Source organism: Micromonospora sp. SH-82 (assembly GCF_051132485.1).
GTDB lineage: Bacteria > Actinomycetota > Actinomycetes > Mycobacteriales > Micromonosporaceae > Micromonospora.
In genome coordinates, this window is record NZ_CP148049.1 from 1,703,753 (window position 1) to 1,730,603 (window position 26,851).

General features: G+C 72.6%; 28 protein-coding genes and 2 pseudogenes. 17 read left to right on the forward strand and 13 right to left on the reverse strand.

From position 1 onward, the window contains the following. The first annotated feature begins 120 nt into the window (after positions 1-120). Positions 121-1,137, forward strand: coding sequence for a potassium channel family protein (locus WHN02_RS07930; protein WP_434742742.1), 1,017 nt, complete (start codon positions 121-123; stop codon positions 1,135-1,137). Positions 1,138-1,341: 204 nt separating this feature from the next. On the opposite strand, the gene WHN02_RS07935 is transcribed toward WHN02_RS07930, so the two are convergent. After that, a complete protein-coding gene (locus WHN02_RS07935; RefSeq protein WP_434742743.1) occupies positions 1,342-2,376 on the reverse strand; it encodes a 2-oxoacid:ferredoxin oxidoreductase subunit beta in 1,035 nt (344 codons plus the stop codon). Then, the gene (locus WHN02_RS07940) at positions 2,369-4,216 is read right to left on the reverse strand and encodes a 2-oxoacid:acceptor oxidoreductase subunit alpha (protein ID WP_434742744.1); all 1,848 of its coding nucleotides are present in this window, start codon (positions 4,214-4,216) and stop codon (positions 2,369-2,371) included. Before WHN02_RS07940 ends, WHN02_RS07935 begins: the two co-directional genes overlap by 8 nt. A gap of 653 nt (positions 4,217-4,869) precedes the next feature. On the opposite strand from WHN02_RS07940, the gene WHN02_RS07945 reads away from it, so the two are divergent. After that, positions 4,870-5,247, forward strand: a complete 378-nt coding sequence (locus tag WHN02_RS07945) for an NADH-quinone oxidoreductase subunit A (RefSeq protein WP_434742745.1) — start codon at positions 4,870-4,872, stop codon at positions 5,245-5,247. Positions 5,248-5,304: 57 nt separating this feature from the next. On the opposite strand, the gene folP is transcribed toward WHN02_RS07945, so the two are convergent. Continuing rightward, positions 5,305-6,174 (reverse strand): dihydropteroate synthase, encoded by an 870-nt coding sequence (gene folP / locus WHN02_RS07950; protein WP_434742746.1) that lies wholly within the window; start codon positions 6,172-6,174, stop codon positions 5,305-5,307. Between the two features lie 275 nt (positions 6,175-6,449). On the opposite strand from folP, the pseudogene WHN02_RS07955 reads away from it, so the two are divergent. The 5 genes and pseudogenes from WHN02_RS07955 to WHN02_RS07975 all read left to right on the forward strand — a co-directional run. After that, positions 6,450-6,983 (forward strand): annotated as a pseudogene (locus WHN02_RS07955) (DivIVA domain-containing protein); the annotation flags it as partial. A gap of 287 nt (positions 6,984-7,270) precedes the next feature. Beyond that, positions 7,271-7,768 (forward strand): SRPBCC family protein, encoded by a 498-nt coding sequence (locus WHN02_RS07960; RefSeq protein WP_434742747.1) that lies wholly within the window; start codon positions 7,271-7,273, stop codon positions 7,766-7,768. A 25-nt stretch (positions 7,769-7,793) separates the two neighbouring features. Then, complete coding sequence (locus tag WHN02_RS07965) at positions 7,794-8,393, forward strand: DNA-3-methyladenine glycosylase I (RefSeq protein ID WP_434742748.1); 600 nt, start codon at positions 7,794-7,796, stop codon at positions 8,391-8,393. Beyond that, entirely contained in the window at positions 8,390-9,022 is a 633-nt protein-coding gene (locus WHN02_RS07970) for a hypothetical protein (protein ID WP_434742749.1), read from the forward strand. The genes WHN02_RS07965 and WHN02_RS07970 overlap by 4 nt, the downstream gene beginning before the upstream one ends. A 70-nt stretch (positions 9,023-9,092) precedes the next feature. After that, entirely contained in the window at positions 9,093-9,845 is a 753-nt protein-coding gene (locus WHN02_RS07975) for an SDR family NAD(P)-dependent oxidoreductase (RefSeq protein WP_434742750.1), read from the forward strand. A gap of 12 nt (positions 9,846-9,857) precedes the next feature. Here WHN02_RS07975 and WHN02_RS07980 read toward each other — a convergent pair whose 3' ends face one another. Both WHN02_RS07980 and WHN02_RS07985 read right to left on the reverse strand, forming a co-directional pair. Continuing rightward, positions 9,858-10,643 carry an enoyl-CoA hydratase/isomerase family protein gene (locus WHN02_RS07980; protein ID WP_434742751.1) on the reverse strand — a complete coding sequence of 262 codons (786 nt, stop codon included), beginning with the start codon at positions 10,641-10,643 and terminating at the stop codon, positions 9,858-9,860. Positions 10,644-10,646: 3 nt separating this feature from the next. Next, entirely contained in the window at positions 10,647-11,465 is an 819-nt protein-coding gene (locus WHN02_RS07985) for a PaaX family transcriptional regulator (protein ID WP_434742752.1), read from the reverse strand. 189 nt (positions 11,466-11,654) lie between these two features. Here WHN02_RS07985 and WHN02_RS07990 point away from each other — a divergent pair, with 189 nt between their 5' ends. Both WHN02_RS07990 and WHN02_RS07995 read left to right on the forward strand, forming a co-directional pair. Continuing rightward, complete coding sequence (locus tag WHN02_RS07990; RefSeq protein WP_007455245.1) at positions 11,655-11,822, forward strand: DUF3117 domain-containing protein; 168 nt, start codon at positions 11,655-11,657, stop codon at positions 11,820-11,822. Positions 11,823-11,974: 152 nt separating this feature from the next. Beyond that, entirely contained in the window at positions 11,975-13,459 is a 1,485-nt protein-coding gene (locus tag WHN02_RS07995; RefSeq protein ID WP_434742753.1) for a leucyl aminopeptidase family protein, read from the forward strand. A 16-nt stretch (positions 13,460-13,475) separates the two neighbouring features. Here WHN02_RS07995 and WHN02_RS08000 read toward each other — a convergent pair whose 3' ends face one another. Next, positions 13,476-14,129: an O-methyltransferase gene (locus tag WHN02_RS08000; RefSeq protein ID WP_434742754.1), complete on the reverse strand. Its 654-nt coding sequence runs from the start codon at positions 14,127-14,129 to the stop codon at positions 13,476-13,478. Between the two features lie 434 nt (positions 14,130-14,563). Here WHN02_RS08000 and WHN02_RS08005 point away from each other — a divergent pair, with 434 nt between their 5' ends. Next, positions 14,564-15,961, forward strand: a complete 1,398-nt coding sequence (locus WHN02_RS08005) for a S1C family serine protease (protein ID WP_434742755.1) — start codon at positions 14,564-14,566, stop codon at positions 15,959-15,961. Positions 15,962-16,036: 75 nt separating this feature from the next. Next, on the forward strand, positions 16,037-16,474 hold the full coding sequence (locus tag WHN02_RS08010; protein WP_434742756.1) for a preprotein translocase subunit TatB: 438 nt from the start codon (positions 16,037-16,039) through the stop codon (positions 16,472-16,474). A 39-nt stretch (positions 16,475-16,513) separates the two neighbouring features. Here WHN02_RS08010 and WHN02_RS08015 read toward each other — a convergent pair whose 3' ends face one another. The 3 genes from WHN02_RS08015 to WHN02_RS08025 form a co-directional block, all read right to left on the reverse strand. Then, entirely contained in the window at positions 16,514-17,662 is a 1,149-nt protein-coding gene (locus WHN02_RS08015) for an Mrp/NBP35 family ATP-binding protein (protein ID WP_434742757.1), read from the reverse strand. Positions 17,663-17,925: 263 nt separating this feature from the next. Continuing rightward, positions 17,926-18,498 (reverse strand): DUF1003 domain-containing protein, encoded by a 573-nt coding sequence (locus WHN02_RS08020; protein WP_434742758.1) that lies wholly within the window; start codon positions 18,496-18,498, stop codon positions 17,926-17,928. Then, positions 18,491-19,777, reverse strand: coding sequence for a magnesium transporter MgtE N-terminal domain-containing protein (locus WHN02_RS08025; RefSeq protein ID WP_434742759.1), 1,287 nt, complete (start codon positions 19,775-19,777; stop codon positions 18,491-18,493). Before WHN02_RS08025 ends, WHN02_RS08020 begins: the two co-directional genes overlap by 8 nt. A 33-nt stretch (positions 19,778-19,810) precedes the next feature. On the opposite strand from WHN02_RS08025, the gene WHN02_RS08030 reads away from it, so the two are divergent. Continuing rightward, entirely contained in the window at positions 19,811-20,680 is an 870-nt protein-coding gene (locus tag WHN02_RS08030; protein ID WP_434742760.1) for a PhzF family phenazine biosynthesis protein, read from the forward strand. Positions 20,681-20,711: 31 nt separating this feature from the next. Next, positions 20,712-21,233 (forward strand): hypothetical protein, encoded by a 522-nt coding sequence (locus tag WHN02_RS08035; RefSeq protein WP_434742761.1) that lies wholly within the window; start codon positions 20,712-20,714, stop codon positions 21,231-21,233. A 207-nt stretch (positions 21,234-21,440) separates the two neighbouring features. Here the strand turns inward: WHN02_RS08035 and WHN02_RS08040 are convergent. After that, a pseudogene (locus tag WHN02_RS08040) lies at positions 21,441-22,046 on the reverse strand (HAD family hydrolase); the annotation flags it as partial. 1 nt (position 22,047) lies between these two features. On the opposite strand from WHN02_RS08040, the gene WHN02_RS08045 reads away from it, so the two are divergent. Next, entirely contained in the window at positions 22,048-23,004 is a 957-nt protein-coding gene (locus WHN02_RS08045; protein ID WP_434742762.1) for a DMT family transporter, read from the forward strand. A 154-nt stretch (positions 23,005-23,158) separates the two neighbouring features. Further along, positions 23,159-23,581 (forward strand): VOC family protein, encoded by a 423-nt coding sequence (locus WHN02_RS08050; protein WP_434742763.1) that lies wholly within the window; start codon positions 23,159-23,161, stop codon positions 23,579-23,581. Between the two features lie 143 nt (positions 23,582-23,724). Here the strand turns inward: WHN02_RS08050 and WHN02_RS08055 are convergent, their stop codons facing one another. After that, positions 23,725-24,399 (reverse strand): DUF4190 domain-containing protein, encoded by a 675-nt coding sequence (locus tag WHN02_RS08055; RefSeq protein WP_434742764.1) that lies wholly within the window; start codon positions 24,397-24,399, stop codon positions 23,725-23,727. Between the two features lie 142 nt (positions 24,400-24,541). On the opposite strand from WHN02_RS08055, the gene WHN02_RS08060 reads away from it, so the two are divergent. Then, on the forward strand, positions 24,542-25,447 hold the full coding sequence (locus WHN02_RS08060) for an SDR family NAD(P)-dependent oxidoreductase (RefSeq protein WP_434742765.1): 906 nt from the start codon (positions 24,542-24,544) through the stop codon (positions 25,445-25,447). A 36-nt stretch (positions 25,448-25,483) separates the two neighbouring features. Here WHN02_RS08060 and WHN02_RS08065 read toward each other — a convergent pair whose 3' ends face one another. Both WHN02_RS08065 and WHN02_RS08070 read right to left on the reverse strand, forming a co-directional pair. Then, positions 25,484-25,897: a DUF4190 domain-containing protein gene (locus tag WHN02_RS08065; protein ID WP_434742766.1), complete on the reverse strand. Its 414-nt coding sequence runs from the start codon at positions 25,895-25,897 to the stop codon at positions 25,484-25,486. 90 nt (positions 25,898-25,987) lie between these two features. Next, positions 25,988-26,395 carry a CoA-binding protein gene (locus WHN02_RS08070; RefSeq protein ID WP_434742767.1) on the reverse strand — a complete coding sequence of 136 codons (408 nt, stop codon included), beginning with the start codon at positions 26,393-26,395 and terminating at the stop codon, positions 25,988-25,990. A gap of 68 nt (positions 26,396-26,463) precedes the next feature. Between WHN02_RS08070 and WHN02_RS08075 the strand changes: the two genes are divergently transcribed. Further along, a complete protein-coding gene (locus WHN02_RS08075) occupies positions 26,464-26,844 on the forward strand; it encodes a thiol-disulfide oxidoreductase DCC family protein (protein WP_434742768.1) in 381 nt (126 codons plus the stop codon). Positions 26,845-26,851: the final 7 nt, after the last annotated feature.

Here is a 26,851-nt window from a genome sequence, read left to right on the forward strand (position 1 = left end):
GTGACGGTCGCCGCCGGGCGGGAGCCGCCGAGGGGCGGACCGGCGGACCACGGCGTGGGGTCGGGGACGTACCCGCTATGTTGTGGACGTGCACCTGACCGCAGTGGTCCCGGTTCGACGGTGATCCATTTTCCGGCGCAGCGGCGTGGCCCGCTCCGCGCTCTCAGCCTTCGCCTGGCCGCCGCCGTGGGCCTGGTCTTCGCCGTCGTCGCCGTCGTCTATCTCGACCGTAACGGTTACCGGGACGTCAACGAGGACGGCATCACCCTCCTTGATGCCTTCTACTACGCGGTGGTGTCGCTCTCCACCACCGGGTACGGCGACATCACCCCGGCCAGCGACTCGGCCCGGCTGGTGAACGTCCTGTTCATCACCCCGGCCCGGGTCCTCTTTCTGATCATCCTGGTCGGCACGACTCTCGAGGTGTTGACCGAGCAGTACCGGACCGGGCTCCGGCTGTCCCGTTGGGGGAGAACGGTGAAGGATCACGTCATCATCTGCGGCTACGGCACCAAGGGTCGCAGCGCGGTCTCGGCGCTGTTGGAGAACGGACTGGACAAGTCCCGGATCGTGGTGGTGGAGAAGAGCGGGCTCGCCCTGCGCCAGGCCACCTCGGCGGGGCTTGTCGCGATCGAGGGTTCGGCGACCCGGTCGGCCACCCTCAACGAGGCGCACGTCCGCAGCGCCAAGGCGGTGATCATCGCGACGGACAGCGACGACGCCTCGGTGCTGGTGGCCCTCACCGTTCGTCAGCTGACAGCCGGCCAGGTGCGGATCATCGCTGCGGCGCGGGAGGCGGAGAACGCCCCGCTGCTCAAGCAGAGCGGCGCCCACCACGTGATCGTCTCGTCGGCGACCGCCGGTCGGCTCCTCGGCCTGTCGACCTCGGCTCCGCCGCTGATCGACGTGGTCGAGGATCTGCTCACCCCCGGGCAGGGGATGGCCCTGGCCATGCGGTCCGCGCAGCGCGACGAGGTGGGCCGGTCGCCCCGCGAGTTGGAGTGCCTGGTCATCGCCCTGGTCCGCCGGGGGAAGGTGGTCACCCTCGCCGACCGGGCCGCTGCCGCCATCGAGACCGGCGACATGCTCGTGCACGTCCGCGACGACCGCCCCCAGCAGTCCACCTCGTCGTCCTGACCTGACGTCCCGAGGCCCCTGACCTGACGTCCCGAGGGCGAGGCCCCTGATCCGAGGCGTCCCGAGGGCGAGGCCTCTGACCCCCGCGTCCCGAAGGACGGGGATCCCGACCGCCACCCACCGGGGGCGGAGACGGAAGAAGTGGCCCTCCCGGGGGAGGGCCACTTCCACTACCGACGTGGTACGGCGGTCATCCCGCCGTCGTCAGACGATGGTCCAGGTGTCGCCGGCGGCGAGCAGCCCGGTGAGCTGCTGCTCGGGGCTTTCGGTGGTGCTGGCCTTGGCGGCGGCGACCTGCTCCTGGACCGACCGGTCGTAGGTGGGTCGGTCGACCGACCGGAACACCCCGATCGGGGTGTTGCGCAGGTCGAGGCCGGGGAGGCGGGACAGGGCGAAGGCGTACGCCGGGTCGGCGACCCCCGCGTCGTGGACCACGATCTGGTCGGCCGGGGTGGTGGCGGTGTCGCGTACCTCCAGACCGAACCCGCCCGGCGGGTGGACGACGCAGAACTGCCCGTCCTTGCCGAACGTGATGGGCTGGCCGTGCTCCAGCCGGATCAGGTGGTCGTCCCGGACGCCGGGCTCCTTCAGCTGCTCGAAGGCCCCGTCGTTGAAGATGTTGCAGTTCTGGTAGATCTCCACGAACGCCGAACCCTGGTGCTCGGCGGCGGCGCGCAGCACCGACTGGAGGTGCTTGCGGTCCGAGTCGATGGTCCGACCGACGAAGCTGGCCTCCGCGCCCAGCGCCAGCGACAGCGGGTTGAACGGGGCGTCCGCCGAGCCGACCGGGGTCGACTTGGTGACCTTGCCGACCTCGGAGGTGGGCGAGTACTGCCCCTTGGTCAGCCCGTAGATCCGGTTGTTGAACAGCAGGATCTTGAGGTTGACGTTGCGCCGCAGGGCGTGGATCAGGTGGTTGCCGCCGATGGAGAGGGCGTCGCCGTCCCCGGTGACCACCCAGACCGACAGGTCCGGCCGGGAGACCGACAGGCCGGTGGCGATCGCCGGGGCCCGACCGTGGATCGAGTGCAGACCGTACGTGTTCATGTAGTACGGGAACCGCGACGAGCAGCCGATCCCGGAGACGAAGACGATCCGCTCCCGGGGGATGTTCAGCTCCGGCATGAACTGCTGCACGGCGGCGAGGATCGCGTAGTCACCGCAGCCGGGGCACCAGCGCACCTCCTGGTCGGACTTGAAGTCCTTGGCGGTGAGCTTCAGGGCGACTGGCTCAGACATTCTTGAGGACCTCTTCCAGCATCGTCTCCAGCTCCGCGGCCGTGAACGGCAGGCCCCGGACCTGGTTGTAGCCGATCGCGTCGACCAGGTACGTCGCCCGGATCACGTGGGCGAGCTGCCCGAGGTTCATCTCGGGGATGACCACCCGGTCGTACGAGCGCAGCACCTGGCCCAGGTTGGCGGGCATCGGGGCGAGGTGCCGCAGGTGCGCCTGGGCGATGGAGAGTCCCCGCTGACGCAGCCCCCGGCAGGCGGCACCGATCGGCCCGTACGTGGAGCCCCAGCCGAGCACCAGCACCCGGGCGTCGCCGTCGGGGTCCTCGACCTCGACGTCCGGCACCGGGATGGTCTCGATCCGGGTGGCCCGGATCCGCACCATGAAGTCGTGGTTGGCCGGGTCGTACGAGATGTCACCGGTCTTGTCGGCCTTCTCCAGGCCACCGATGCGGTGTTCCAGCCCCGGGGTGCCGGGGACGGCCCACGGGCGGGCCAGGGTCTCCGGGTCGCGCAGGTAGGGCAGGAAGGTGGTGCCGTCCTCGCCGTTGGGCTCGGTGGCGAAGTCGACCCGCAGGTCGGGCAGGGTCTCCACGTCGGGCAGCAGCCACGGCTCGGAGCCGTTGGCGACGTAGTTGTCCGACAGGAGGATCACCGGGGTCCGGTAGGTCAGGGCGATCCGGGCCGCCTCCAGGGCGGCGTGGAAGCAGTCCGACGGGGACTTCGGGGCGACCACCGCGACCGGGGCCTCACCGTGCCGGCCGAACAGCGCCATGTTCAGGTCGGCCTGCTCGGTCTTGGTCGGCAGCCCGGTGGAGGGGCCGGCCCGCTGGACGTCCACGATCACCAGGGGCAGCTCCAACGCCACGGCCAGGGAGATCGTCTCGCTCTTGAGGGCCACGCCGGGACCGCTGGTGGTGGTGATGCCGAGCGCGCCACCGTAGGAGGCGCCGAGCGCCGCACCCACCGCCGCGATCTCGTCCTCGGCCTGCATGGTCACCACGCCGAGCTTCTTGTGCTTGCTCAGCTCGTGCAGGATGTCCGAGGCCGGGGTGATCGGGTACGCCCCGAGGAACACCGGCAGCCCGGAGCGGACCCCGGCGGCCACCAGGCCGAGCGAGAGCGCTGCGTTCCCGGTGATGTTGCGGTACGTGCCGGGCTGCATCTTCGCCGGCTTGACCTCGTACCGGACGGAGAAGTCCTCGGTGGTCTCGCCGAAGTTCCAGCCGGCCCGGAAGGCCGCGATGTTCGCCGCGACCAGCTCCGGCCGCTTGGCGAACTTGCGTTCCAGGAACCGGATCGTCGACTCGTACGGCCGCGAGTACATCCAGGAGAGCAGGCCGAGGGCGAACATGTTCTTGGCCCGTTCGGCGTCCTTCTTCGACACCGCGAGTTCGGCCAGCGCGCCGACGGTCATCGAGGTCAGCGCCACCGGGTGGACCGCGTACGCGTCGAGGGAGTCGTCGTCGAGCGGGCTGCTGGCGTAGCCGACCTTGGCCAGGTTCCGTTTGGTGAACTCGTCGGTGTTGACGATGATGTCCGCGCCCCGGGGTAGGTCGGCCAGGTTGGCCTTCAGCGCCGCCGGGTTCATCGCGACCAGCACGTTCGGCGAGTCGCCGGGGGTCAGGATGTCGTAGTCGGCGAAGTGCACCTGGAAGCTGGACACCCCCGGCAGGGTGCCGGCAGGAGCCCGGATCTCGGCGGGGAAGTTGGGCAACGTCGAGATGTCGTTGCCGAGCTGTGCGGTCTCCGAGGTGAAACGGTCACCGGTGAGCTGCATGCCGTCGCCGGAGTCCCCGGCGAACCGGATGATCACCCGATCCAGTTGGCGGACCTGCTTGGTCACGGCTGTACCTCGCTTCGCTGGGTGCGGTCCCCCGGGCGGCCGAACATGAAGGTGACCTCGCCTTGCCCGGACACGCGACCTCCTCGGTTTCCCCGCCGCCGGCCCGGTGGCGGGACGCGGCCTGCTGTGGTTCTCCACTGAGAGCCTACGTCCCGTGGCCCGTCCGATCGGCCCGGAGGTCCGCCGACTGGGACTGGATCGGGGGGTGGTTGGTGGCTAAACCTCCCACTTTGCCTCGCCCGCCGTAATTCAGATCACGCGCGGCACCGCGTCGTCGGGGTGCCGGGGTGGCCGTGAAGCGGCCTCCGACGACCCTCGCGGTCGCCGGGGAGACGTCGTCGACGTCCGGGGCTGGTGTCCGGGGAGGCGACGACGGCCCCGGTGCCGTTGGATGCCGCCGCCGCCCCGTCCGGTGCCAACGCCCAGGTCACCCAGCTTCCCGTACGCGGTGCCGTTGCCGGCACCGGCCCGGGTACGCCGCGGTCGGGAGCCACCAGCGCCGGAATCATCCGAGTGCGGGGCGTCCGACCGCAGTGACCGTGCGATGGAGACCCATTATTTGGCAATCGCCCCCCGAGAAAGCGATCCGGAAGGAAACAAATGCGTAACGTGTTCGGAGCGGTCGCGCTGTGCGGCCGGTAGTCTGACCCATCGTGACCGGCTACCTCGGCTCGTACGCCACTCTGGGGCTGCTCCTGATCGCGAGCGTGCTCTTCCTCCTGGTGGCCTTCGGGGCGAACCGGGTGCTACGACCGGCCCGGCCGGCCGAGCCGCGCGGCAAGCGGACCAACTACGAGTGCGGGCTCGATCCGGTGGGGTCCGACTGGGCGCAGATGCAGATCCGCTACTACGTGTACGCGTACCTGTACGTGCTGTTCGCGGTCGAGGCGGTGTTCCTCTTCCCCTGGGCGGTGGTCTTCGCCCGGCCCGGGTTCGGCCTGGTCACAGTGGTCGAGATGGCCGTCTTCGTCGGGGTCCTGGCGCTCGGCGTCCTCTACGCCTGGCGCAAGAACGTGCTGCGCTGGAACTGACCCCCGCCCAGCCCGCCGCACCCACCGGGCCGGGCCGGGGCGGGTCCGCCGCGCCGCTCAGGCCAGGCCGCGACGGGTGAGCGCGGGTGGGCGGTCGCCCCGGATCGAGGCGACCATGTCCAGGACCCGTCGGGTGGGCCGGACCTGGTGCGCCCGGAAGACCCTGGCCCCCAACCAGGCCGAGACGGCGGTGGCGGCGAGGGTGCCCTCCAGCCGGTCCGGGATCGGCAGGTCGAGGGTCTCGCCGATGAAGGCCTTGTTCGACAGGGCCACCAGCAGGGGCCAGCCGGTGTCCGTCAGCTCACCCAGTCGGCGGGTGACCTCCAGGGAGTGGCGGGTGTTCTTGCCGAAGTCGTGGGCCGGGTCGATCAGGATGCCGTCCCGGCGTACCCCCAGGTCGACGGCGCGTTCGGCGAGCCCGGTGACAGTGGTCACGACGTCGGCCACCACGTCGTCGAAGGCGGCCCGGTGCGGACGGGTCCGGGGGGCGAGCCCGCCGGCGTGCGAGCAGACCAGCCCGGCGCCGGTGGCGGCGGCGACCCGGGCGAGCGCCGGGTCGGCCCCGGACCAGGTGTCGTTGAGCAGGTCCGCCCCGGCCGCGACGGCCTCCGTGGCCACCTCCGCCCGCCAGGTGTCGATCGAGATCACCACCTCCGGGAAGGCGGCCCGGACGGCGGCGATGGTGTCGACGGTGCGCCGGATCTCCTCCGCGACGTCGACCTCCGCCCCCGGGTCACCCTTCACCCCGCCGATGTCGATGATCTCCGCGCCCTCGGTCACCGCCTTCTCCACGGCCCGCAGCGCGCTGTCGGCGGCGTAGGTCGCGCCCCGGTCGAAGAACGAGTCGGGGGTACGGTTCACGATCGCCATCACCACCAGCTCGCCGGGGGCGAAGCTCCGTCCGCCCAGCCGGAGCGCCTCGGCCATGGTGCCTCCTCGGTTCCTGTCACCGCACCGGGGTGCGAAGGGGTGCGTGTCGGGCCGGTGTCGGGGTCGCCGACGCTGGTCGCGAGGGGTGCCCGGCTCCCGGCGTCGGCCGGTCACCTCGTCCGGCCGGTCCGACGCTAGCCGGTCGGTCGGCGGTGCACCGGCACCGGTCCGGCCCCCACCGGACCACGCCGGACGGACGGTACGACGCACTGATCCGGATCCATCGGGTGGCAGGGCTCGCTCCGAACGGGCCGGCATGCCACGATCTGTCCATGGGTCAGGTTCTCCTGCTGTTGGTCGTGGCATTGACCGTCGGCGCCGTGGTGTTCGGGGTGACGGTCCTGGTCACCGGCCGGGATCCCGGCCTGGTGCCGGTCGAGCCGGACGGAAGCTCCGCTCCGCTGCCCGGTGGTCGCCCGTTGCGTGAGGCCGACGTGGGGGAGGTCCGCTTCGACACCGCCCTGCGTGGATACCGGATGGACCAGGTCGACCAGGCGCTCAGCCGGGCGGCGTACGACATCGGCTACAAGACGGAGCTGATCGAGGTGTTGGAGGCCGAGGTCGCGGCCCTGCGGGACGGGCGGACCGAGGAGGCCGACGCGCTGCGTCGTACCCGGGACCGGGCGATCGAGCAGCCCGCAGTGCAGCCCGTCACGACGACGGACGCCGCGCAGCCCGGCCAGACGGCAGCGCCGGATGCCCCGCAGCCGGTCCCCACGACGGCGGCGGATGCGGCACAGCCCGCCTCGCCGGTAGCGCCGGATGCCGCACAGCCGGTCCCGACGACGACGGCGACGGCAGCGGCGGCGGACGCGGATGCGGATGCGGCACAGCCGGTCCCGGCGACGGCAGCGGCGGCGGACGACGTGAAGGCCCCGGGTGTGGACGGCCCGGCGTCGACCGTGGACGACGCGGGGACCGTCGCCCCGGCGGCGGTCGGGACGAACGACGGGCGGCCGACGGCGGCGGACGACGTGGAGCCCGCCCCGGCGACGGCGGATCCCGGCGAGCGGTCCGGTCCCGGGTCTGCCGACGACGGGCCGGTACAGGCCGGAACCGGTCGCCCCGACCCGGCCGGCCGTTCGGAGTCGCTGTGACGTCGAGTGCGGAGGGCGAGGAGTTCCGTGCGGCAGCCCGTCCGGGTGCGGGTGAGGTCACCGCGACGGTGATCGTCGACGCCCCGGCGGAACGCGTCTTCGCGGCCTTCACCGCCTGGGAGCGGCAGTCGGACTGGATCCCCTTCACCAAGGTACGGGTGGTGGAGGGCGACGGGGGCGAGGGCAGTCTGATCGAGGCGGTCACCGCGCTCGGCCCGGCCGTGCTGCGCGACGAGATGCGGGTGGTCCGGGTCGACGCGCCGTACGAGGTGGGTGTGGTGCACTGCGGCAAGCTGTTGCAGGGGCCCGGGGTGCTGCGCTGCACCCCGCTCGCCCGGGACCGTACCCAGGTGGTCTGGCACGAGTGGTTCCACCTGCCGGGTGGGGCCGCGGGCCGGGTCGCCTGGCCGGTCCTCTGGCCCGGCTCGAAGGTCAGCCTGACGCAGGCTCTGCGCAAGTTCGGTCGCCTGGTGGAGCAGGGGCGACTGCCCTGACCGTCGAGCCACTACCGTGGACCGGGTGGACGACCTGGTGATCGGGGCCGACGGGCTGGCCCGCTGTGGGTGGGGGGCCGGCACCCCGGACTACGCGCGCTACCACGACGAGGAGTGGGGCCGGGTCCTGCACGGCGACGACGCCCTGTTCGAGCGGATGACCCTGGAGGCATTCCAGTCCGGGTTGTCCTGGCTGACCATCCTGCGGAAGCGTCCGGCGTTCCGGTTGGCCTTCGACGAGTTCCGGATCGAGGCGGTCGCCGGGTACGGCGAGGCCGACGTGGACCGGTTGCTCACCGACGCCGGGATCGTCCGGAACCGGGCCAAGATCGAGGCGGCGATCGGCAACGCCAGGGCCGCGCAGGCGGTGCCGGGTGGGCTCTCCGCCCTGCTCTGGTCCTTCGCGCCGCCGCCCCGACCGACCCGGCCGGGGTCGTTCGCCGAGGTCCCGGCGCTGACCGAGGCGTCCACGGCGATGGCGAAGGCACTGAAGAGGCAGGGCTTCCGGTTCGTCGGTCCGACCACGGGGTACGCCCTGATGCAGGCCACCGGAATGGTCGACGATCACCTCGCGGGCTGCCACGTCGCCGCTGCGGCCGGGCCCGTGGTGGGATTGACGTCATGACGACCGACACCGAGCACCGTGGCGGCGGGCACCGGGCGACCGACGAGGTCGACGGACGGGCCTGGGCGGTGCTCCTCCCGAGCGACAGGTACGACGCCGAACGTCTGGTGCACCACGAGACGTTGGAGTTGACCGGGCTGGACGACCCGGCCCCGCCTCGCTTCGGTGACCCGGTGGCGGTCCTGACCGACGAGCCGCTCCGGCTGGTGGCGCTCGGGCGGGTGGGTGCGCCGACCGGTCGACGGCGTGAGGATCCGGACGATCCGCAGTCGGAGACCGAGGCGGCGGCGCTGGTGGTGACGTACACCCGGCGGGCCTTCGACGAGCCGGTCCCGGCCGACGCGCTGACCCTCGACGGGCCGGTCACCGCCCTCGACGTCGCGGCCTGGCGGTCGCTGGCCGACCGGCTCGGTCCGCCCCGGGACCGGCGGTCCTGGCTGGTCAGCCTGGACCTGCCGATCGAGGCGGAGACGCCCGCCGAGGCGGTCCGCATCTTCTGGTCCTACGTGCAGGAGCTGGGTCCCCGGGAACTGCCCGCGTTCGTCTCGCCCTCCGGGGACGAACTGGCGATGCAGGCCTTCGTCCTCGGCGTCGAGGCCAACCAGGACCCGGAGGAGGACGACGACTGACTGTCGCGGGGTTTCCACAGACCGTGGTGGGGTAGTCCCGGGGCCGACCGACCTGCGGCAGGGGGATGCGATGCGGTTCCAGGACAGGGTCGTCTTCGTCACCGGTGGTGCCTCGGGTCTGGGTGAGGCCACCGCACGACGGTTCGCCGCCGAGGGCGCGAAGGTGGTCATCGCCGACGTGGCCACCGAGCGGGCCGGTCGGGTGGTCGACTCGCTGCCCGACGCCCTCGCCGTCACCGTGGACACCGGCGACGCCGCCTCGGTGGAGCAGGGCATCGCCGACACCGTGCAGCGGTACGGCCGCCTCGACGTCGTGTTCAACAACGCCGGGATCGACGGGAGACAGCAGCCGCTGCACGAGATGGACCTGGCGAACTGGGAGAAGGTACGCAGGATCAACGGCGACGGTGTCTTCCACGTCCTGAAGTACGGCATCGAGGCGATGCTGCGCGGGGGCGGGGGCGCGATCGTCAACACCTCGTCGACTGCGGGTCTGACCGCCCAGGACAACATCTCCCCGTACACCTTCACCAAGGCCGGGGTGGTGGGGCTGACCCGGTCGGCGGCGGTGGAGTACGCGGCGCACGACATCAGGGTGAACGCCGTCGCCCCGACGGTGGTGATGACCCCGCTGGTGGAGAACTTCATCGCCAGCGCCCCGGACCCGGAGGCGATGCGGACCCGGATGGAGTCGTTCAACCCGAAGCCGGGCATCCCGACCCCTGACGACGTCGCCGGGGTGGTGCTCTTCCTCGCCTCCGACGACGCCGCCTGGATCACCGGGCACACCGTCCCGATCGACGGCGGGTACGTGGCCCGGTGACGGGGCCTGGGGTCAGCGGCCGTCGAAGACGGGCCTGCGCTTCTCGACGAAGGCCTGCGTGGCGGCCCGGTGGTCCTCGGTGGCCCCGCAGATCGCCTGGGCCTGCGCCTCGGCGGCCAACGCCTCGGTGAGGGTCCCGGCGTCGGCGATGGAGAGCTGCCGTTTGATCGCCCCGTAGGCCACCGTCGGGCCGGCGGCGAGCCGGGCGGCCAGTTCCTGCGCGGCGGGGAGGACCTGTTCGTCCTCGTCGACCAGCCGGGTGAGCAGCCCCAGCCGGTGCGCCTCGGCCGCACCGACCGGTTCGGCCAGCATCAGCAGTTCGACGGCTTTGGCGTGGCCGACGAGGCGGGGCAGCGTCCAGGAGGCACCGGTGTCGGCGGCCAGCCCCACCCCGGCGAAGGCCATCAGGAAGCGGGTCTTCGGTCCGCCGACCCGGAAGTCGGCCAGCAGGGCCAGGGAGGCGCCCGCCCCGGCGGCCATGCCCCGGACCGCCGCCACCACCGGCTTGGGCAGGTCGGCCAGGCGCGCGGCGATCGGGTTGTAGTGCGACCGTACGGTGGCCAGCGGGTCGGGGCCGTCCAGCGCGTGTACGTGTTCGCGCAGGTCCTGCCCGGCGCTGAACGAGCCGCCCGCCCCGGTCAGGACCACCGCCCGACAGGCCCGGTCCTGCTGGAGTTCGGTGAGGGTGTCCCGGAGCGCCTCCTTGAGTGCCACGTCGAGCGAGTTCAGGGCGTCCGGACGGTTCAGGGTGAGGGTCACCACGGCGTCGGTACGGTCAACGAGGAGGGGCTCGGTCACTTGTCAACGACCCTTCTGTCGGGGCAGGCGGACGCCGGAGTCGAGGCACTGCTCGACGTAACGGTCGGCGGCGGGGCGCAGCCGGGTGGCGTGCCGGTCGAAGAAGCCGGCGGCCTTCGAGCCGGGCCAGCTCTCGGGCAGCAGCGCCGGGGGCAGCTGGGGGTCCCGGAACAGGAACGTACGCCACGCGTGCACCAGCCGGAACCGGGCCGCGTACGCCTCCTCGTCGGAGCTGCGGACCGTCACGGCGGCCAGCAGGGGCCGCTGTTCGGTGATGAACCGGTCGTAGGCGCGGCCGATCTCGGCGAGGTCCCAGGCGCGGCTGACCAGTCCCATCGCGCCCGGGGTGCCGGCGGCGTGGACGGCGGTGAACCGCTCGTAGCGGACCCCTGCCTCGTCGAGGAGCAGGTCGACCTCGGTGGAGGTGCGGGTCGCCACCCAGAACTGCTCGTCGAGGGTGCCGTAGCCGAGGAAGACCAGGTTCGCGGCGAGGCGTTGCCGGTCGCGGCGGCCGGTCGGTGGCTCCAGGACGAGCAGATCGAACCGTCCGTCCCAGTTGATTCGACCGGTGCGGTAGATCCGGGCCGCCGATTCGTCCAGTCGGCGTGCCGCTTTCGACGTGATCGAATACCCCGGTCCGGTGGCGAGTCGCAGGGGGTTCAACCACCCTTGACGGACCATACGGGAGACTGCGGTGCGAACCGCCGGCGGTGCGATTCCCAGCGGTGACAGCAATTTGACCAGGGAAGCGACCGGAGCGCGACCACCTCTGTTGCGGAGGTGGTCGCCGTAGAGGTCGAAGAGCGCCGACCGTGCCTGCATGACCGCACATTGTGACAGGCGTTCCCAAGATATGCTAGGTGCTGTTACATCCCTGCTGCTTCAGTTTGGGTCCGGCGGTGTTCATCAGGGAAAATCGTTGGTCGACACCCCGCGAAGGCTGCGGTGGTCATTGCGATGGAGGCTGTGGGGCAACCCACCGACCCTGGTGTAGGTCTGAGGGGAGACAACATGGCGGCGATGAAGCCGCGGACGGGCGACGGTCCGCTGGAGGTCACCAAGGAGGGCCGGGGCATCGTCATGCGGGTCCCGCTGGAGGGTGGTGGCAGGCTCGTCGTCGAGATGACTCCCGACGAGGCCAACGCGCTCGGTGACGCGCTGAAGGCAGCCGCCGGCTGACCGAGGCGTGCCCGGTCCGGCGGCATTCGTCGTGCGGACGGTTCGTCGACCCTGAGTCACCGGCGTCGCCGGTGACTCAGGGTTCTTCATCAACCCCGACGTGGGGCGCGTTCCGTGCGTACCCGCACCGACTCCTGGAGGTACGGACCAGCGTGCTTGCCTTCCGCCTGGTGGCCGAGCCGGAGCGGCTCGACACCCTCGTCCTGCCCACCCGACCCGACGACCGCACCGACGACGGGGACGCCGACGCCCCCGCCGCCCTGCTGGCGACCCTCGGCTGGGAACCGGCCGAGGAGGTCGGCGCCGAGGCGCGGGCACTGCTGCCAGTGGCCCGACTCCACGGGCGGGCCGGCGAGGCGCGGATGCACCTCCGTCCGCTGGGTTCCCCGGGGCGTCTGCTGCTGATCGGCACCGGGGACGGCGACGAGGCGGCCTGGCGGACCGCCGGGGCCGCACTGGCCCGCGCGGCCTCCGCCGAGGAGCACGTCACAGTGGTGATGCCTGCCGACGCCACCGACCTGGCGGTCCGTGGCCTGGTCGAGGGGCTGCTGCTGGCGTCGTACCGGTTCCGGCTCACCGAGGCGGGCGACTCGCCCGCGCTCTCCGGGGTGGACGTCGTGGTCGCCGACCCGGCGGCCCACTCCCGCAGCCTCGACGTGGCACGGATCACAGCAGAGTCGACCCGGTTCGCCCGGGACCTGACGAACACCCCGTCCTCGACGAAGAACCCGCAGTGGTTCGCCGAGCAGGTCGCCGCCGAGGTGGCCGACCGACCCGGGTTGACGGTGCGGGTCCGGGAGCCCGAGGAACTGGCCGCCGAAGGGTTCGGCGGGCTGCTCGCTGTGGGCGGTGGCTCGGCGAGCGGCCCCCGCCTGGTCGAACTGAGCTGGCAGCCGGCCCAGGCGACCACCCACGTGGTCCTGGTCGGCAAGGGCATCACCTTCGACACCGGCGGCATCTCGATCAAGCCGGTGCCGGCGATGAAGCTGATGCGCAAGGACATGGCCGGCGGGGCGGCGGTGGCCGCCGCCACCCTCGGTGCCGCGGCGCTGGACCTGCCGGTCCGGATCACCACGTTGATCCCGCTGGCCGAGAACATGCTCAGCGGAGGGGCCTTCCGCCCCGGCGACGTCGTCCGCCACTACGGGGGCCTGACCAGTGAGACCACCAACTCCGACGCCGAGGGGCGGCTGGTGCTCGCCGACGCCCTCGCGTACGCGGTCGCCGAACTCGCCCCCGACCTGCTCGTCGACCTGGCCACCCTGACGGGTGCCAACTCCGTCGCACTGGGCAACCGGACGGCCGCCCTCTACAGCGAGAACGACGACCTGGCCGGGGCGCTGCTGACGGCCGTCTCGGAGGCCGGTGAATCGGCCTGGCGGATGCCGCTGCCCGCCGACTACGTCGAGTACCTCGGCAGCGACCTGGCCGACCTGTACAGCGCCCCGGCGCAGGGGGGCGGGTCGGTGACCGCCGCCCTGTTCCTCCGCGAGTTCACCGGGGACCTGCGGGACCGCTGGGTGCACGTCGACATGTCCGCGCCCTCCTGGGCGGCTGCCGCCGACGCCGAGCTGACCAAGGGCGCCACCGGTTGGGGCGTACGCGGTCTGCTGCGCTGGCTGGCCACCCTCGACTGAGCCGGAGGCGACCCGGTCAGCAGTGGACGGCGGCGAGCAGCCCGTGACCGATCGGAAGGAGCGCCGGGATCCAGTGCTCCGACTCCCGGATCGCCTTGATCGTCTCGCGTACGGTCACCGTCTCGACGTCCCGGGCCGACGGGTCGCCGATCCGGCCGTCGGCGAATGCTCCGTTGAGGACGAGGACGCCGCCCGGCCGCAGGAGCCGCAGCGCGGCGTCCACGCAGGCACTGAACCCCATCGCCTCGGCGTCCACGAACACCAGGTCGTACGCCCCGTCGGCGAGCCGGGGCAGCACGTCGAGCGCCCGACCGGCGATGATCCGGGTACGCCCGGGTGGGAACCCGGCCCCGGTGAAGATCCGGCGGGCGATCCGCTGGTGCTCCACCTCCACGTCGATCGTGGTCAGTACGCCGTCGGCGCGCATGCCGCGCAGCAACCAGACCCCGCTGACTCCGGTGCCGGTGCCGATCTCCACCACCGCACGGGCACTGCCCGCAGCGGCCAGCAGACGCAGGGCGGCCCCGGCCCCCGGCGTCACCGCCTCGACCCCCACCTCCTGGGCGAGACCACGGGCGGTACGCAGGACGAGATCCTCGGTGACGTACGACTCGGCGAACTGTCCGGCCTGCGTCGACGGACCACCGGAACTGCCGGGACTGGCGACCATGGCGACGGGGCACCTCCGGGCGGCGAATTGGTGCGGGGCGGGTTGGCGCTATGAGCCTAGAGGCGTACGCAAACGGGTGCAGCCGGGGCGGTCACCGGGACAACCACTGACCCCACCCGGCGCATCCGTGCAATCCTGGAGGCGGTACCCCATCGGTCGCGACGGCCCGGTTCGACGCCGAGACCCGCGGCGTGGGGCACCAGGGGACACAAGTGGGAGGCACCGACGTGACCGACGGCTGGGACTGGCGCCAGCCCGGGACAACTGGGGCACCGGCGGGACAGCCGGCACCCGGTTCTCCACCGGCAGGGCCGCCGACGGGACCACCGTCCGAGGCCGGAGCGCCTCCGACGGGGCGTTCCGATCATCCGACCGCTCCGCCGCCCGGCCCGACGCCGGGCGTACCGACGACGCAGCAGACTGCCCACCCGGGCATGCCGGTGGGGCAGCCCGCCGCCCACCCGGGCATGCCGGTGGGGCAGCAGACTGCCTATCCGGGCGCGCCGGTCCATCCGTACGGGTCGGGAGCGGCCCCAGGGGCTCCCTACCGGGTCTCCGGATTCTCCGGTGGGCCGTCGGCTCCGGGCGCCCCGACGGCCCCCTACGGTGGCGCGGGTGCCCCCGGTGGGGCGTCGCCCTGGTGGTCCGACGCCCTGGCCGACCCGTGGCGGGATCCGTCAGCGCCGACGGCGGTGGTGCTCAGCGCCCCGTCGACGCGGGGCAGCGAGCCGGAGCCGGTCACCGACCCGGACGCTCCGGGCCGCACCACGCTGCGGCACCTCCTGGTGATCCCCCTGATCACCGCACTGCTCGCCGGGAGCCTGGGCGGTGCCCTGGGCTACGCCTTCGCGGTACGCGGCGGGGCCGGTGCCCCCACGGTCCTGGGCGCCGGGTCCAGTGAGCCGCCCTCGCTGGCCCAGCGTCGCCCGGAGTCGCTGGCCGGGGTCGCCGAACGGGTCCTGCCCAGCGTGGTGACCGTACGGGTGACCGGGGTCGGCGGGACCAGCGAGGGATCAGGCTTCGTGGTCAGCGGGGACGGACACGTGATCACCAACGACCACGTGGTGACCGGCGGGTCGGGCCGGGCGTCGGTGATCTTCCACGACGGCAGCACCGCCTCGGCGACGGTGGTCGGCCAGGACCCGGAGTCGGACATCGCGGTGATCAAGGTGGCCCGGACCGGGTTGCGGCCGGTGGAGTTCGGCGACTCCGACTCGCTCGCCGTCGGTGATCCGGTGCTCGCCATGGGTTCGCCGTTGTCGCTCGCCAACACGGTGACCGCCGGGATCGTCAGCGCGTTGGACCGGACCATGCAGGCCGGGGAGCCGGGCGGGCCGGTCCGCTACTACGCGGCGATCCAGACCGACGCGGCGGTCAACCACGGCAACTCCGGTGGACCGCTCGTCGACGGGGCCGGTCGGGTCATCGGGGTGAACTCGACGATCAAGTCGCTGGTCTCCGAGGGGCAGGAGGCGGGCAACATCGGCCTCGCCTTCGCCATCCCGATCAACCAGGCCAAACGGATCACCCAGGACATCATCGGCACCGGCAAGGCCCGGCGTACGGTGATCGGCGCGCAGGTCGGTGGACCCGGCGGGACCAACGGCAACGGCGTACGCCTGACCGCCGTGGAGCCCTCTGGACCGGCGGCCGGGGCGGGCCTGCGCACGGGTGACGTGGTCCTGAAGGTCGCCGGACGGCCGACCAACGAGCCGAGTGACCTGATCGCGTTGGTCCGCAAGTTCGCGCCGGGTTCGGTGGTGACGGTGGAGTACCGGCGCGGATCGGATCGGCAGGACGCCTCGGTGACGCTGGCCGCGGATGTCAAGTAGCGACCTTTCACCCCCTCCCCGACCCCCCTGTGACGTGCGTACCCTTGCCAGGACGCCGACGAGGAGGCTCAGGCAGTGTTCGAGAACCTGAACTGGTGGGAGATCGGGGCGCTACTGCTACTGGCGCTGCTGATCTTCGGGGACCGGCTGCCCAACGTGATCAGCGACGGCCTGCGGATGGTGCGCAACCTGCGCAACATGGCCACCAACGCGACCACGGACCTGAGCCGGGAACTGGGCACCGACATCAAGCTGGAGGACCTGCACCCGAAGGCCTTCATCCGCAAGCACCTGCTCTCCGAGGAGGAGGAGCAGGCGATCCGCAAGCCGGTGCAGAGTCTCTACGAGGACCTGCGCAAGGACGTCACCGGCGTGCAGGACGAGCTGAAGCAGGTGGCGGCGAACGTCGACCCCCGGTCGCCGGTCGCCACGCAGGCACGGGAGACCACCCCCGCCCCGCCGGTGACGCCGGTTCCCGCTCCGCGTCGGGAGAACTTCGACGACGTCACCTGACGAGGGACCCCCGCACCGTCACCGGTGCGGGGGTGTGGGTCAGCGGCTGGAGGGGGTGAGTCCGAGCGGCCGCCCGGCCAGCGACTCCCGGCGGACGGCGAGCCGGTCGGCGATCTGGGACAGGGCCTTCGCGGCCGGGGACTCCGGCTCGGCCAGCACGATCGGGGCGCCCGCGTCGCCGGCCTCCCGGACCCGGGTGTCCAGCGGGATCTGCCCGAGCAGCGGAACCTGCGACCCGATGGTCTGGCTCAGCGAGTCGGCGACGGTCTGTCCGCCACCCGCGCCGAAGATCTCCATCCGGGAACCGTCCGGCAGTTCCAGCCAGGACATGTTCTCGATGACCCCGACCACCCGCTGGTGCGTCTGCAGGGCGATGGCCCCGGCCCGCTCGGCCACCTCGGCGGCGGCGGCCTGCGGGGTGGTCACCACCAGGATCTCCGAGGTCGGCAGCAGCTGGGCCAGGGAGATCGCGACGTCGCCGGTGCCCGGGGGGAGGTCGAGCAGGAGGACGTCGAGGTCGCCCCAGAAGACGTCGGCGAGGAACTGCTGAAGGGCCCGGTGCAGCATCGGACCCCGCCACACCACCGCGGCGTTGCCGGCGGTGAACATCCCGATGGAGATCACCTTCACGCCGTTCGCCTCGGGCGGCATGATCATGTCCTCGACCCGGGTGGGTCGGCCGTCCGCGCCGAGCATCCGAGGTACCGAGTGTCCGTAGATGTCCGCGTCGACCACCCCGACGGAGAGCCCCCGGGCGGCCAGCGAGGCGGCCAGGTTCACTGTCACGCTGGACTTGCCGACCCCACCCTTGCCGCTGGCGACCGCGTACACCCGGGTGCGGGAGCCGGGCTGGGCGAACGGGATCACCGGCTCCTCGGTGGCACTGCCACCGCGCAGCTTCGCCTGGAGCTGCTGGCGCTGCTCCTGACTCATCACCCCGAACTCGATCTCGACACCGGTCACCCCGGGGACCGCACCGACGGCGGCGGTGATGTCGCCGCGCAGCTTGTCCTTGAGCGGGCAACCCGCCACGGTGAGGAGCAGCTCGACCCGGACCACCCCGTCGTCGCCCACCTCGGCGGAACGGACCATGCCCAGGTCGGTGATCGGCCGCCGGATCTCCGGGTCGTCGACGGTGGCCAGGGCGGCCTGGATGGCATCCGCGAGGGTGCTGACAGGTGCTGACATGCCCGCAATGCTACGTCGGCCGTCGTCAGGGGCCACGACCAGCGGGGGCGGTGTGCGCCAATCGACGTCCCCGCCCCGTGAATCGGTGCCCACCCGGTCGATCGACGCCCGCACCCCGCGAACCGACAGCCGTCCGGGGGTGGACGGGGTGGCCCCACCGGTGGGACGATCCCCACAGACGCCGCCCGCCTACGCCCCTTGAGGCAGGCGGCGTCTTCGTGCCCGTCCACCGCCGGCGGCACCGTGCGGCTGCCCCGGGTCGGTCACCCGTCGTCGCGGGGCTCGTCGAGCGGGTCGCCCGAACGGCCCCGCTGCGGCACCCGGTCCTGCTGGCGGCGCTCCAGGCGCTGCCGTCGCTCGTTCGCCTCGTCCAGCTCCTCGGCCAGTCGTGTCAACTCCGAGCGGAGGAAGTCCCGGGTGGCCACCTCGCCCATCGCGATCCGCAGGGCGGCGACCTCCCGGGCCAGGTACTCCGTGTCCGCCTTCTGCATGGTGGCCCGCCGTCGGTCCTCCTCCAACGCCACCCGGTCCCGGTCCGTCTGACGGTTCTGGGCCAACAGGATCAGCGGTGCCGCGTACGACGCCTGCAACGACAGGACCAGGGTCAGGAACGTGAAGGTGTACGGGTCGAAGCGCCAGTCCGGTGGGGCCAGGGTGTTCCAGCCCAGCCAGATGCCGATGACCACCGTCATGTAGACGATGAACATCGCCGTACCCATGCCCCGGGCGATCCCCTCCGACCAGTGGCCGAACGCCTCGGGGTCGATCCGGGGCAGGCGGAACCCGCGTGGCTCGCGCGGCTGGTCCAGTCGCTGCGGCCGGTGCTGCTCAGCCATGTCCGCCGTCCAGGGCCGGTCCGGTCAGGGTCGGTTCGGTCGGGTTGTCCCGGTCCCGCCAGTCCGGCGGCAGGGACTGGTCCAGGACGTCGTCGACGGTGACCGCGCCCACCAGGCGGTTGTTCTGGTCGATCACCGGCATGCCGACCAGGTCGTACGTGGCCATCCGGCGGGTGACCTCCGGCAGCGGGGTGTCCGGGCGCAGCGGGTCGATGTCGTTGACCACCACCCCGCCGAGCAGGTCGGCCGGGGGTTCCCGCAGCAGCGCCTGGAAGTGCACCATGCCCAGGTACCGCCCGGTCGGGGTGGTCAGTGGCGGCCGGGCGACGAAGACCTGGGCGGCCACGGCTGGCGAGAGCTGCGGTTCCCGGATCCGGGCGAGGGCCTCGGCGACTGTCGCGTCCGGGGGCATGATCACCGGTTCGGAGGTCATCACGCTCCCGGCCGTGCCGGGGTTGTACTTCAACAGTTGGCGTACCGGGTCCGCCTCGCCCGGACGCATCAGGTCCAGCAGCATGTCCTGCTCGGGCTGGGGCAGCTCGTTGAGCAGGTCCGCCGCGTCGTCCGGGTCCATCTCCTCCAGGACGTCGGCGGCGCGTTCCCGGTCCAGCGCGGCGAGGATCTCCACCTGGTCCCGCTCGGGCAACTCGCTGAGCACGTTGGCGAGGCGTTCGTCGTCCAGTGCCGCCGCCATCTCGTTACGGCGGGTGTCGGGGAGGTCCTGGAGGGCGTTGGCCAGGTCCGCCGGACGCATCTCCTCCAGTACGGCCAGCAGGTTGGCCGTACCCCGGGCGTCGGCGACCCCGGTCAGCCCCGGGACCCGGTCCCACTCGACCTGGTGCAGGTTGCCCCGGCGGGACAACCGGCCGGTCTGTTCCCGGACCGCGACCCGGGTCAGCGACCACTCCCCGTCCCGGGCGCGCTCCATCGCCACGTCGACCACGGTCGCGGCCTGGCCGTTCGGTTCGAGCTGCACCCGCCGGTCCAACATCTCCTCCAACACCAGCAGTTCGCTGGGGCGCTTCTCGAACCGGCGCAGGTTGAGGGTTCCGCTGCCCAACACGACCGCGTCGGCCTCGATCGTGGTGATCCGGTTGATGGACAGGAAGATGCGTCGCCGCATCGGCATCTCGGCCACCAGGCCGACCACCTCGGGCTGCTGCTGGGCGGGGCGGATCCGGGCCACCGCGTCACGGACCCGGCCCACCTGGTCACCGTTCGGGTCGAAGACGGTGACGCCGGCGAGGCGGGCGAGGTAGACCCGGTTCGGCGCGCTCACGGGCACCAGCCTAAGGGCCTAGTGTCTGTCAGCATGTCGACCCTGGCCTACGAGATCGTGGACGTCTTCACCGACCGCCCCTTCGCCGGAAACCCCCTGGCGGTGGTCTTCGGCGCAGACGGGCTCGCCACCGAACAGATGCAGGCGCTCGCGATGGAGTTCAACCTCTCCGAGACGGTGTTCGTGCTCCCACCGACCCAGGTCGGGGTCACCTACCGGGCCCGGATCTTCACCCCCGCCGCCGAGCTGCCCTTCGCCGGGCACCCGAGCATCGGTGCGGCGGTCACCGCCACCCGCCGGGGGCTCTTCGCCGCCGGTCAGGTCGCGCAGGAGTGCGGGGCCGGGGTCATGCAGATCGAGGTGGGCCAGGACGGCGCCACCCTCACCGGCGGGATCCCCACCCTCGGCCCCGAACTGGGGCCGGAACCGTTGCTGGAGATGGCCGGGCTCACCAGCGACGACCACGTGGGTCCGGCGGCCCGGGTGGCCGGTTGCGGTCTGGAGTTCCCCTACCTTCCGGTCCGCCCGGACGCGGTGGCGCGGGCGCGGGTCAACTCGGCGGCGGCACGACGGTACGGAGTGGAGCACGTGAGCGTCTTCTCCTGGAACGCCGAATCGCAAACCGCCCACGCCCGGGTCTTCGTTCCCGGGCTGGGTGTGCCGGAGGACCCGGCCACCGGTTCGGCGGCCCTCGGGCTGGGGGTGTGGCTGGTCGCCAGTGGTCTGCTGCCCGGTGACGGCCGTTCGAACTACACGGTGTTCCAGGGCGCCGAACTGAACCGCCCCTCCGTGCTGGCCTGTACGGTGACCGCCGGTGGCGGGGTGGCCCTGGGTGCCACAGTGACCGGGAACGTGGTCCCGATCGCCCGGGGCGAGATCGTCGTCCCACCTTTCGTGGGTTGAGCGCCGAGTCGGGTACGACAGGAGGCAGGCGATGACTGACCGGACGGCCGGGTCCCCCACCGGGGCTGACCCCCTCGTCGACGAGGCGATGAAGAAGGCGGCGGTGGCCTGGGTGAAGGTCCCCGGCTGCCCGGCGTACGCGCTGTGGTGCGTGGCGTCGGAGGGGGCGCTGGTCGTGGTGAGCGGGCCGGGGGAGCAGCAGGCCCCCGGGCTCGCCGACGCCGAACGGGCCGAGGTCAGCCTGCGTGGCGACCACGGCGGCCGGATCGTGACCTGGCCCGCCCGGGTGACCCGGATCCTGCCGGGCACCGAGGACTGGGACCAGACCGCCCCGGTGGTGGCGGCGAAGCGGCTGAACGCCTCCGGCAGCAGCGCCGACCTGGTGGCCCGGTGGGCCGCCGAGGGGTGTGCGTTGAGCCGGCTGTCACCGGCCGGGGAACCGTCGGCGGGGAAGGACCTCCCGGACGGCTCCCTGGCCGAGCCGCCGCGGGACGCCCCGGTGCTCCGGGCGACCCGCAAGCCGTTCCGGCTGCACCGGGTCCGCCGCCGCTGACCGGCGCCGCCTGCGCCCGGGCGGGGAGCCGTCGATCCCGTCGACGACGTCGACGACCTCGCTGAGCGACTGCAGCACCGGGCCGGGCCAGGCGATCTCCGGATTGAACACCAGGTGCCCGGCCAGGTCGGGGGCGGCCAACCGGAGGGCGGTCAGTCCGGCCCGCTGCGCCCCGGACAGCTCCTGACTGCCGCCGTCACCGACGTACAGGCACTGCTCCGGGGCCAGGCCGAGGTGCCGACAGGCGGCCAGGTACAGCGCCGCGTCGGGCTTGCAGCGCCCCACCTGGACGGAGAAGATCCGTACGTCCAGCAGCGGCCCGACCGCCAGCTGCGGAAGGAACGCCGGTAGCTCGTGGGTGCAGTCGCTGACCACCCCGGTTCGGATGCCCCGGTGACGCAGCGCGGCCAGGGTGGGCACCGCCTCGGCGCGTAGTCGGGTGTCCGCCCGGATCGCCAGGTGCCGGGAGGCGAGCGCCGCCCGCAGTGCGCCCGCCGAGGGGTCGACGCCGGCCTGGGTGCAGACCCAGCGCAGTGTCGCCTCCGCGTTGCCCAGCTGTCCGGTGGCCCGTTCGTAGAAGGTCCGGTCCAGCACCTCGGCCAGCCGGTCGGTGGTGCATCCGAGCAGGGCCGCGGTGCCCCGGTGGGCTCGGCCGCGTTGGACGGCGTGGGTGAGGGTGCCGAAGAAGTCGAAGAGAACAGCCTTGAATCTGGGCACGGGAGATCGCTCCGGGCGTCGAGGGGGAGGGCCGCCGGCGGGTCGGAAAGATCGTAACCGAGCGGTAGCTCTCCGTCTCGTGTGAGGATTTCCCATCGTGCTGTCTGTCGTCTCCCGCCCCTCGCTGGATCCGGTGACCGCCGGGGCCCTCGCCCTCGCCGTCGTCGCGGTCTCGTCCTCGGGGCCCCTCGTCGCGTACGCCGCCGCTCCGGCGCTCGCTGTCGCCTTCTGGCGGAACACGCTCGCGCTGGCCGTGCTCGGCCCCTACTCCCTGGCCCGTCGGCGGGTCGAGTTCCGGGACCTGGTCCGGGGGGCCGGGCGTCGCGAGGGCCTGCTCTGCGTCCTGTCCGGGGTGGCCCTGGCCGCCCACTTCGCCACCTGGATGCCGGCGGTGCAGCTCACCTCGGTGGCCACCGCCACCGCCATGGTCGCCACCCAGCCGGTCTGGCAGGGGCTCATCGCCCGCGCCCAGGGACGTCGGCTCCCGGGGCTGGTCTGGGTGGGTATCGGGGTGGCGGTCTGCGGGGCGGTGGTCGCCTCCGGAGCCGACTTCGTCGTCTCGGCCAGCGCCTTCGCCGGTGACCTGCTCGCCGTGGTCGGCGGGTTGTTCGCGGCGGTCTACACGGCACTCGGCGAACGGGCCCGGGTCAGCATCAGCACCACCACCTACACCACCATCTGCTACGGCGTGTGCGCCCTGGTCCTGCTGCTGGTCTGCCTGGTCGGTGGGGTGCCCCTGAGCGGGTACGACGTGGGCACCTGGGCCGCCGTACTCGCCCTGGTGGCCGGTGCCCAACTGCTCGGGCACTCGATGTTCAGTTTCGCCCTGCGGCGGGTCTCGGCGACCACGGTCAGCGTGCTGATCCTGCTGGAGGTGCCGGGTGCGGCGTTGATCGCGTGGGCCTGGCTGGGGCAGCTGCCCCGGATCACCGCCCTGCCCGGCCTGGCCTTGCTGACGGTGGGGGTGGCGGTGGTGGTGCTCGGCGGGGCGCGCGCCGGCCGTCGGGTCACCCCGGCCCCGGTTCCCACGGACCCCACCCCGTTGGACCGCTGACCGCCGGGCGTACCCCGACCCGCTGGAACGTCGACCGCCGGGCGGACCGACCCGGATCGACCGCTGACCGTCGGACGTACCCCGACCCGCTGGAGCGTCGACCGGCAGGGCTCGACACGGGGACCGATGTCGGTGGCGTCGGTTACCGTACGTCATGGCATACGACTTCCAGGTGACGGTGGACTCGTCAGGCCCCCACGAGCTGGCCGAATGGTGGGCGGAGACGCTCGGCTGGCGGGTCGAGCCCACCGACGAGGCGTTCATCAGGGGCCTGGTCGACCAGGGGGCGGTCACCGAGGAGGAGACGACCGTCCACCGTGGGCAACTGGTCTGGCGGTCCGGTGCCGCGATCGTCCACCCCGACGACGGTCGACGGGTCCTCTTCCAGGTGGTGCCCGAGGGCAAGACCGTGAAGAACCGGGTCCACCTCGACGTCCGGGTGGGTGCCGACCGGATCGAGGAGGAGCTGACCCGGCTCACCGAGCGGGGTGCGACCTTCCTGCACCGGGGCGAGCAGGGGCCGTACTCGTGGGTGACCCTCGCCGACCCCGAGGGCAACGAGTTCTGCCTGGCCTGAGCCGACGGTCCGACAGCGCACGTTCCCGGACCCGGCAGGCCCGGACCGGGCCCGCCGCGGGGGTGGGCCGCCGGCGTCGAGGTGGAGGGTCACCCACCTGTCGACGGGCGACCCTCCGACGGTACGCGAGGGGTGGTCGGCTGTCAGGGGGCGGTGCCGACGGCGGTGGTGCTGCCGACGATCGCGAAGATGATGAGCACCACGTAGAGGAGGATCACGAGGACCATGAAGGCGGTGATGATCCAGCCGACGATGATGCCGGCCTTGGCGAACCCCTCGCCGCCCTCACCGGTCTCCCGGATCTGCTTCTGGGCGATGTGCCCGAGGATCGCGCCGATCGGCGCGGTGATGCAGGACGCGATGCCGACCAGCGAGAGGATCAGCGAGGCGATGGCCAGGCTGTTGGTCCGGGGCGCCGGGGGGTAGCCGTACCCGTAGCCGCCGGGCGGGTATCCGGGTGCACCGGGCGGGTACCCGGCGGCCTGGTACGGGTCGAAGCCCGGGGCGGGTGCCGCGCTGTACGGGTTGGCCGGGGCGGGCGCGCCGCTGTACGGGTCGGCCGGTGCGTGGGCCTCCTTGCTCACCGGGGCGTACGCCTCCGGTCCGGCCGGCGAATACGCGGCCTGGTCGGCGGGGGCCGGCGAGGAGGGCTCCGGGTCGGCGGGCGGCGCGGGGATGGACGCCTGCCCGGGGGTGTAGGAGTGCTGGGGCGCGATGAGGGTCGGGTCGAGCGGCGGGGCGGACTGCGGCTGCGGTGCCGACGACTGTGGGGTGACCGCCGTCGGGTCGGACCAGTTGTCGGGCGAGGGGTTCGTCATATGGGGTCTCCGTCGGATGCGGGGTAGCGCCGTCAGGGTAGCCAGCACCGCTCAATCCGTCTGCGACGCTCCTCGAAGCTCGGTCAGCGCGCCACCGGGTGCCGCGTTGCCCGGGCCGCCGTGACCGGGCAGGATCGCGGTCATGGCGATTGACGCGCGAGCTGCGGACCGTTCCGGCAGCCGACCCAGACGGGACGCCAGCCGTCCCGGGTTCGCCCGACGGACCCGGGGCCTCAACACCTCGGCCGGGGCGGGACCGGACGAGCCGCTGGCGTTGCCGGAGCCGGTGACCCTGCGCCTGGACGGCAAGGTCGCGTTGGTGACCGGCGCGGGCAGTCCGGACGGCATCGGGTACGCCACCGCGCGTCGACTGGCCGACCTCGGGGCGCGGGTGGCGATCGTCTCCACCACCCGGCGGATCCACGAGCGCGCAGGTGAGCTGGGGGTCACCGGTTTCGTCGCCGACCTGACCGACGAGTCGGAGGTCGGTGCCCTCGCCGACGCGGTGACCGAGCAGCTCGGCGACGTCGAGGTGCTGGTCAACAACGCCGGGTTGGCGAGCCGGGCCAGCCCGGAGATCCTCCGCCCGGTGGCTCAGCTGAGCTACGACGAGTGGCGGGGCGAGATCGACCGGAACCTGACCACCGCCTTCCTGTGCAGCCGGGCCTTCATCGGGGGGATGGCCGAGCGGGGGTGGGGTCGGATCGTCAACCTGGCGGCGACGGCGGGGGCGGTCAACGCCCTGCCCACCGAGGCGGCCTACGCGGCGGCGAAGGCGGGGGTGGTCGGGCTGACCCGGGCCCTGGCGATGGAGATGATCGCCGACGGGGTGACGGTGAACGCCGTGGCTCCGGGGACCATCCACACCGCCGCGTCCACGATGGCCGAGATCAAGCAGGGGCTCGGCACCCCGGTCGGCCGCTCCGGCACCCCCGACGAGGTGGCTGCGGCGATCACCTTCCTGTGCTCTCCGGCGGCCTCGTACATCACCGGTCAGATGCTCGTGGTGGACGGTGGGAACAGCGTCCGGGAGGCGGAGTTCCGCTGACCGTCCGACGGGCGGCGTCCGTGGCGGTGCCGCCCCTCACCGGTACGACCCGGTGCCCCCGTCGGATCCGGCCCAGAACACCACTGCGACCCACCCGATGCAGCCGAGGACGTACAGCGCGGTGAAGACGTAGCCGAGGATCAGCCCCCAGGTGGCCAGTCCGTCGCCCTGTTCGCCGCTGCGCCGGATCTGTCGTCTGGCCAGGTGACCGAGAACGATCCCGGCCGGGGCGAACACGAAGGCGAAGATCAGTGACAGGACGGCCATGACGTTGGTGCCGCCCACCGACGGGGGACCGTACTGTCCGTAGGGGACCTGTGGGGCGTAGGGGGGCTGCTCTCCCCAGTGCTGGTGTGACCCGTGCCCCGCCGACGGCTCGTACGGTGACGGCGGCTGCTCCCCGTCCGTCGGACGCCGGTCGGGCCGGTCGGATCCTGGTGGTTGGCTCACGCCTGCCCCCTCGACGCCTACGGCTCCCCGGTCGACGCTACCGCCGCGGCGGGCCGCCGAGGGCGGATTCGCCCGCCCCGGGAGAGGTCGTCAGGACAGTCGGGTCAGGCCGGCGGCGGCCCGTTCGACGATCAGGCAGCGATCCTCGACGTAGTCGATTCCGGCCTCCTCGGCGATCTGTCGGGCCTGCGCCGAGACGATCCCGAGCTGCAACCAGACCGCCGGTGCGCCGATCGCCACCGCCTCCCGGACCACCTCGACGGCGTCGGCCGCCGGTCGGAACACGTTCACCAGGTCGACCGGGTGCGGGATGTCAGCCAGGGTCGGGTACGCCGGTTCCCCGAGGAGCGCGTCGACGGTCGGGTTCACCGGGATGATCCGCCAGCCGTACCGCTGCATCTCGGCGGGCACCCGGTGTGCGGCCTTGCCGGGGTTCCGGGACGCGCCCACGACGGCGATCACCGCGGAGTCGGCGAGGAGTTGCTGGGCGGTACGCACCTGGCGACTGTAGCCCGCCCGGGCGCTCGCCGCCGGACCTCGTACCGCCACGGTGCGACAATGGGGGCATGGAGACGTCCACGTTCGTCTACGACGGCGACTGCGCGTTCTGTACGCGTTGCGCGGAGTTCGTCGGGCGGCACATCCCCGGTCCGTTCACCGTCGTCGCGTGGCAGTTCGCCGACCTCACCGAGCTGGGGTTGAGTGCGGCCGAGTGCGGGGAGTCGGTGTGGTGGGTCGGGGTGGACGGCACCCGGGCCGCAGGGCCGGACGCCATCGCCCGGCTCCTCGGGGCCAGTTCCGCGCACTGGCGGGCGGCCGGGGCGGTGCTGCGTCTCCCACCGGTACGCGCGCTGGCCTGGCCGGTGTACCGGTGGGTGGCCCGCAACCGGCACCGGATGCCCGGCGGTACGGCTGCCTGCGCGGTCCCCTCCGCCCACCGGGACTGACCCGCCG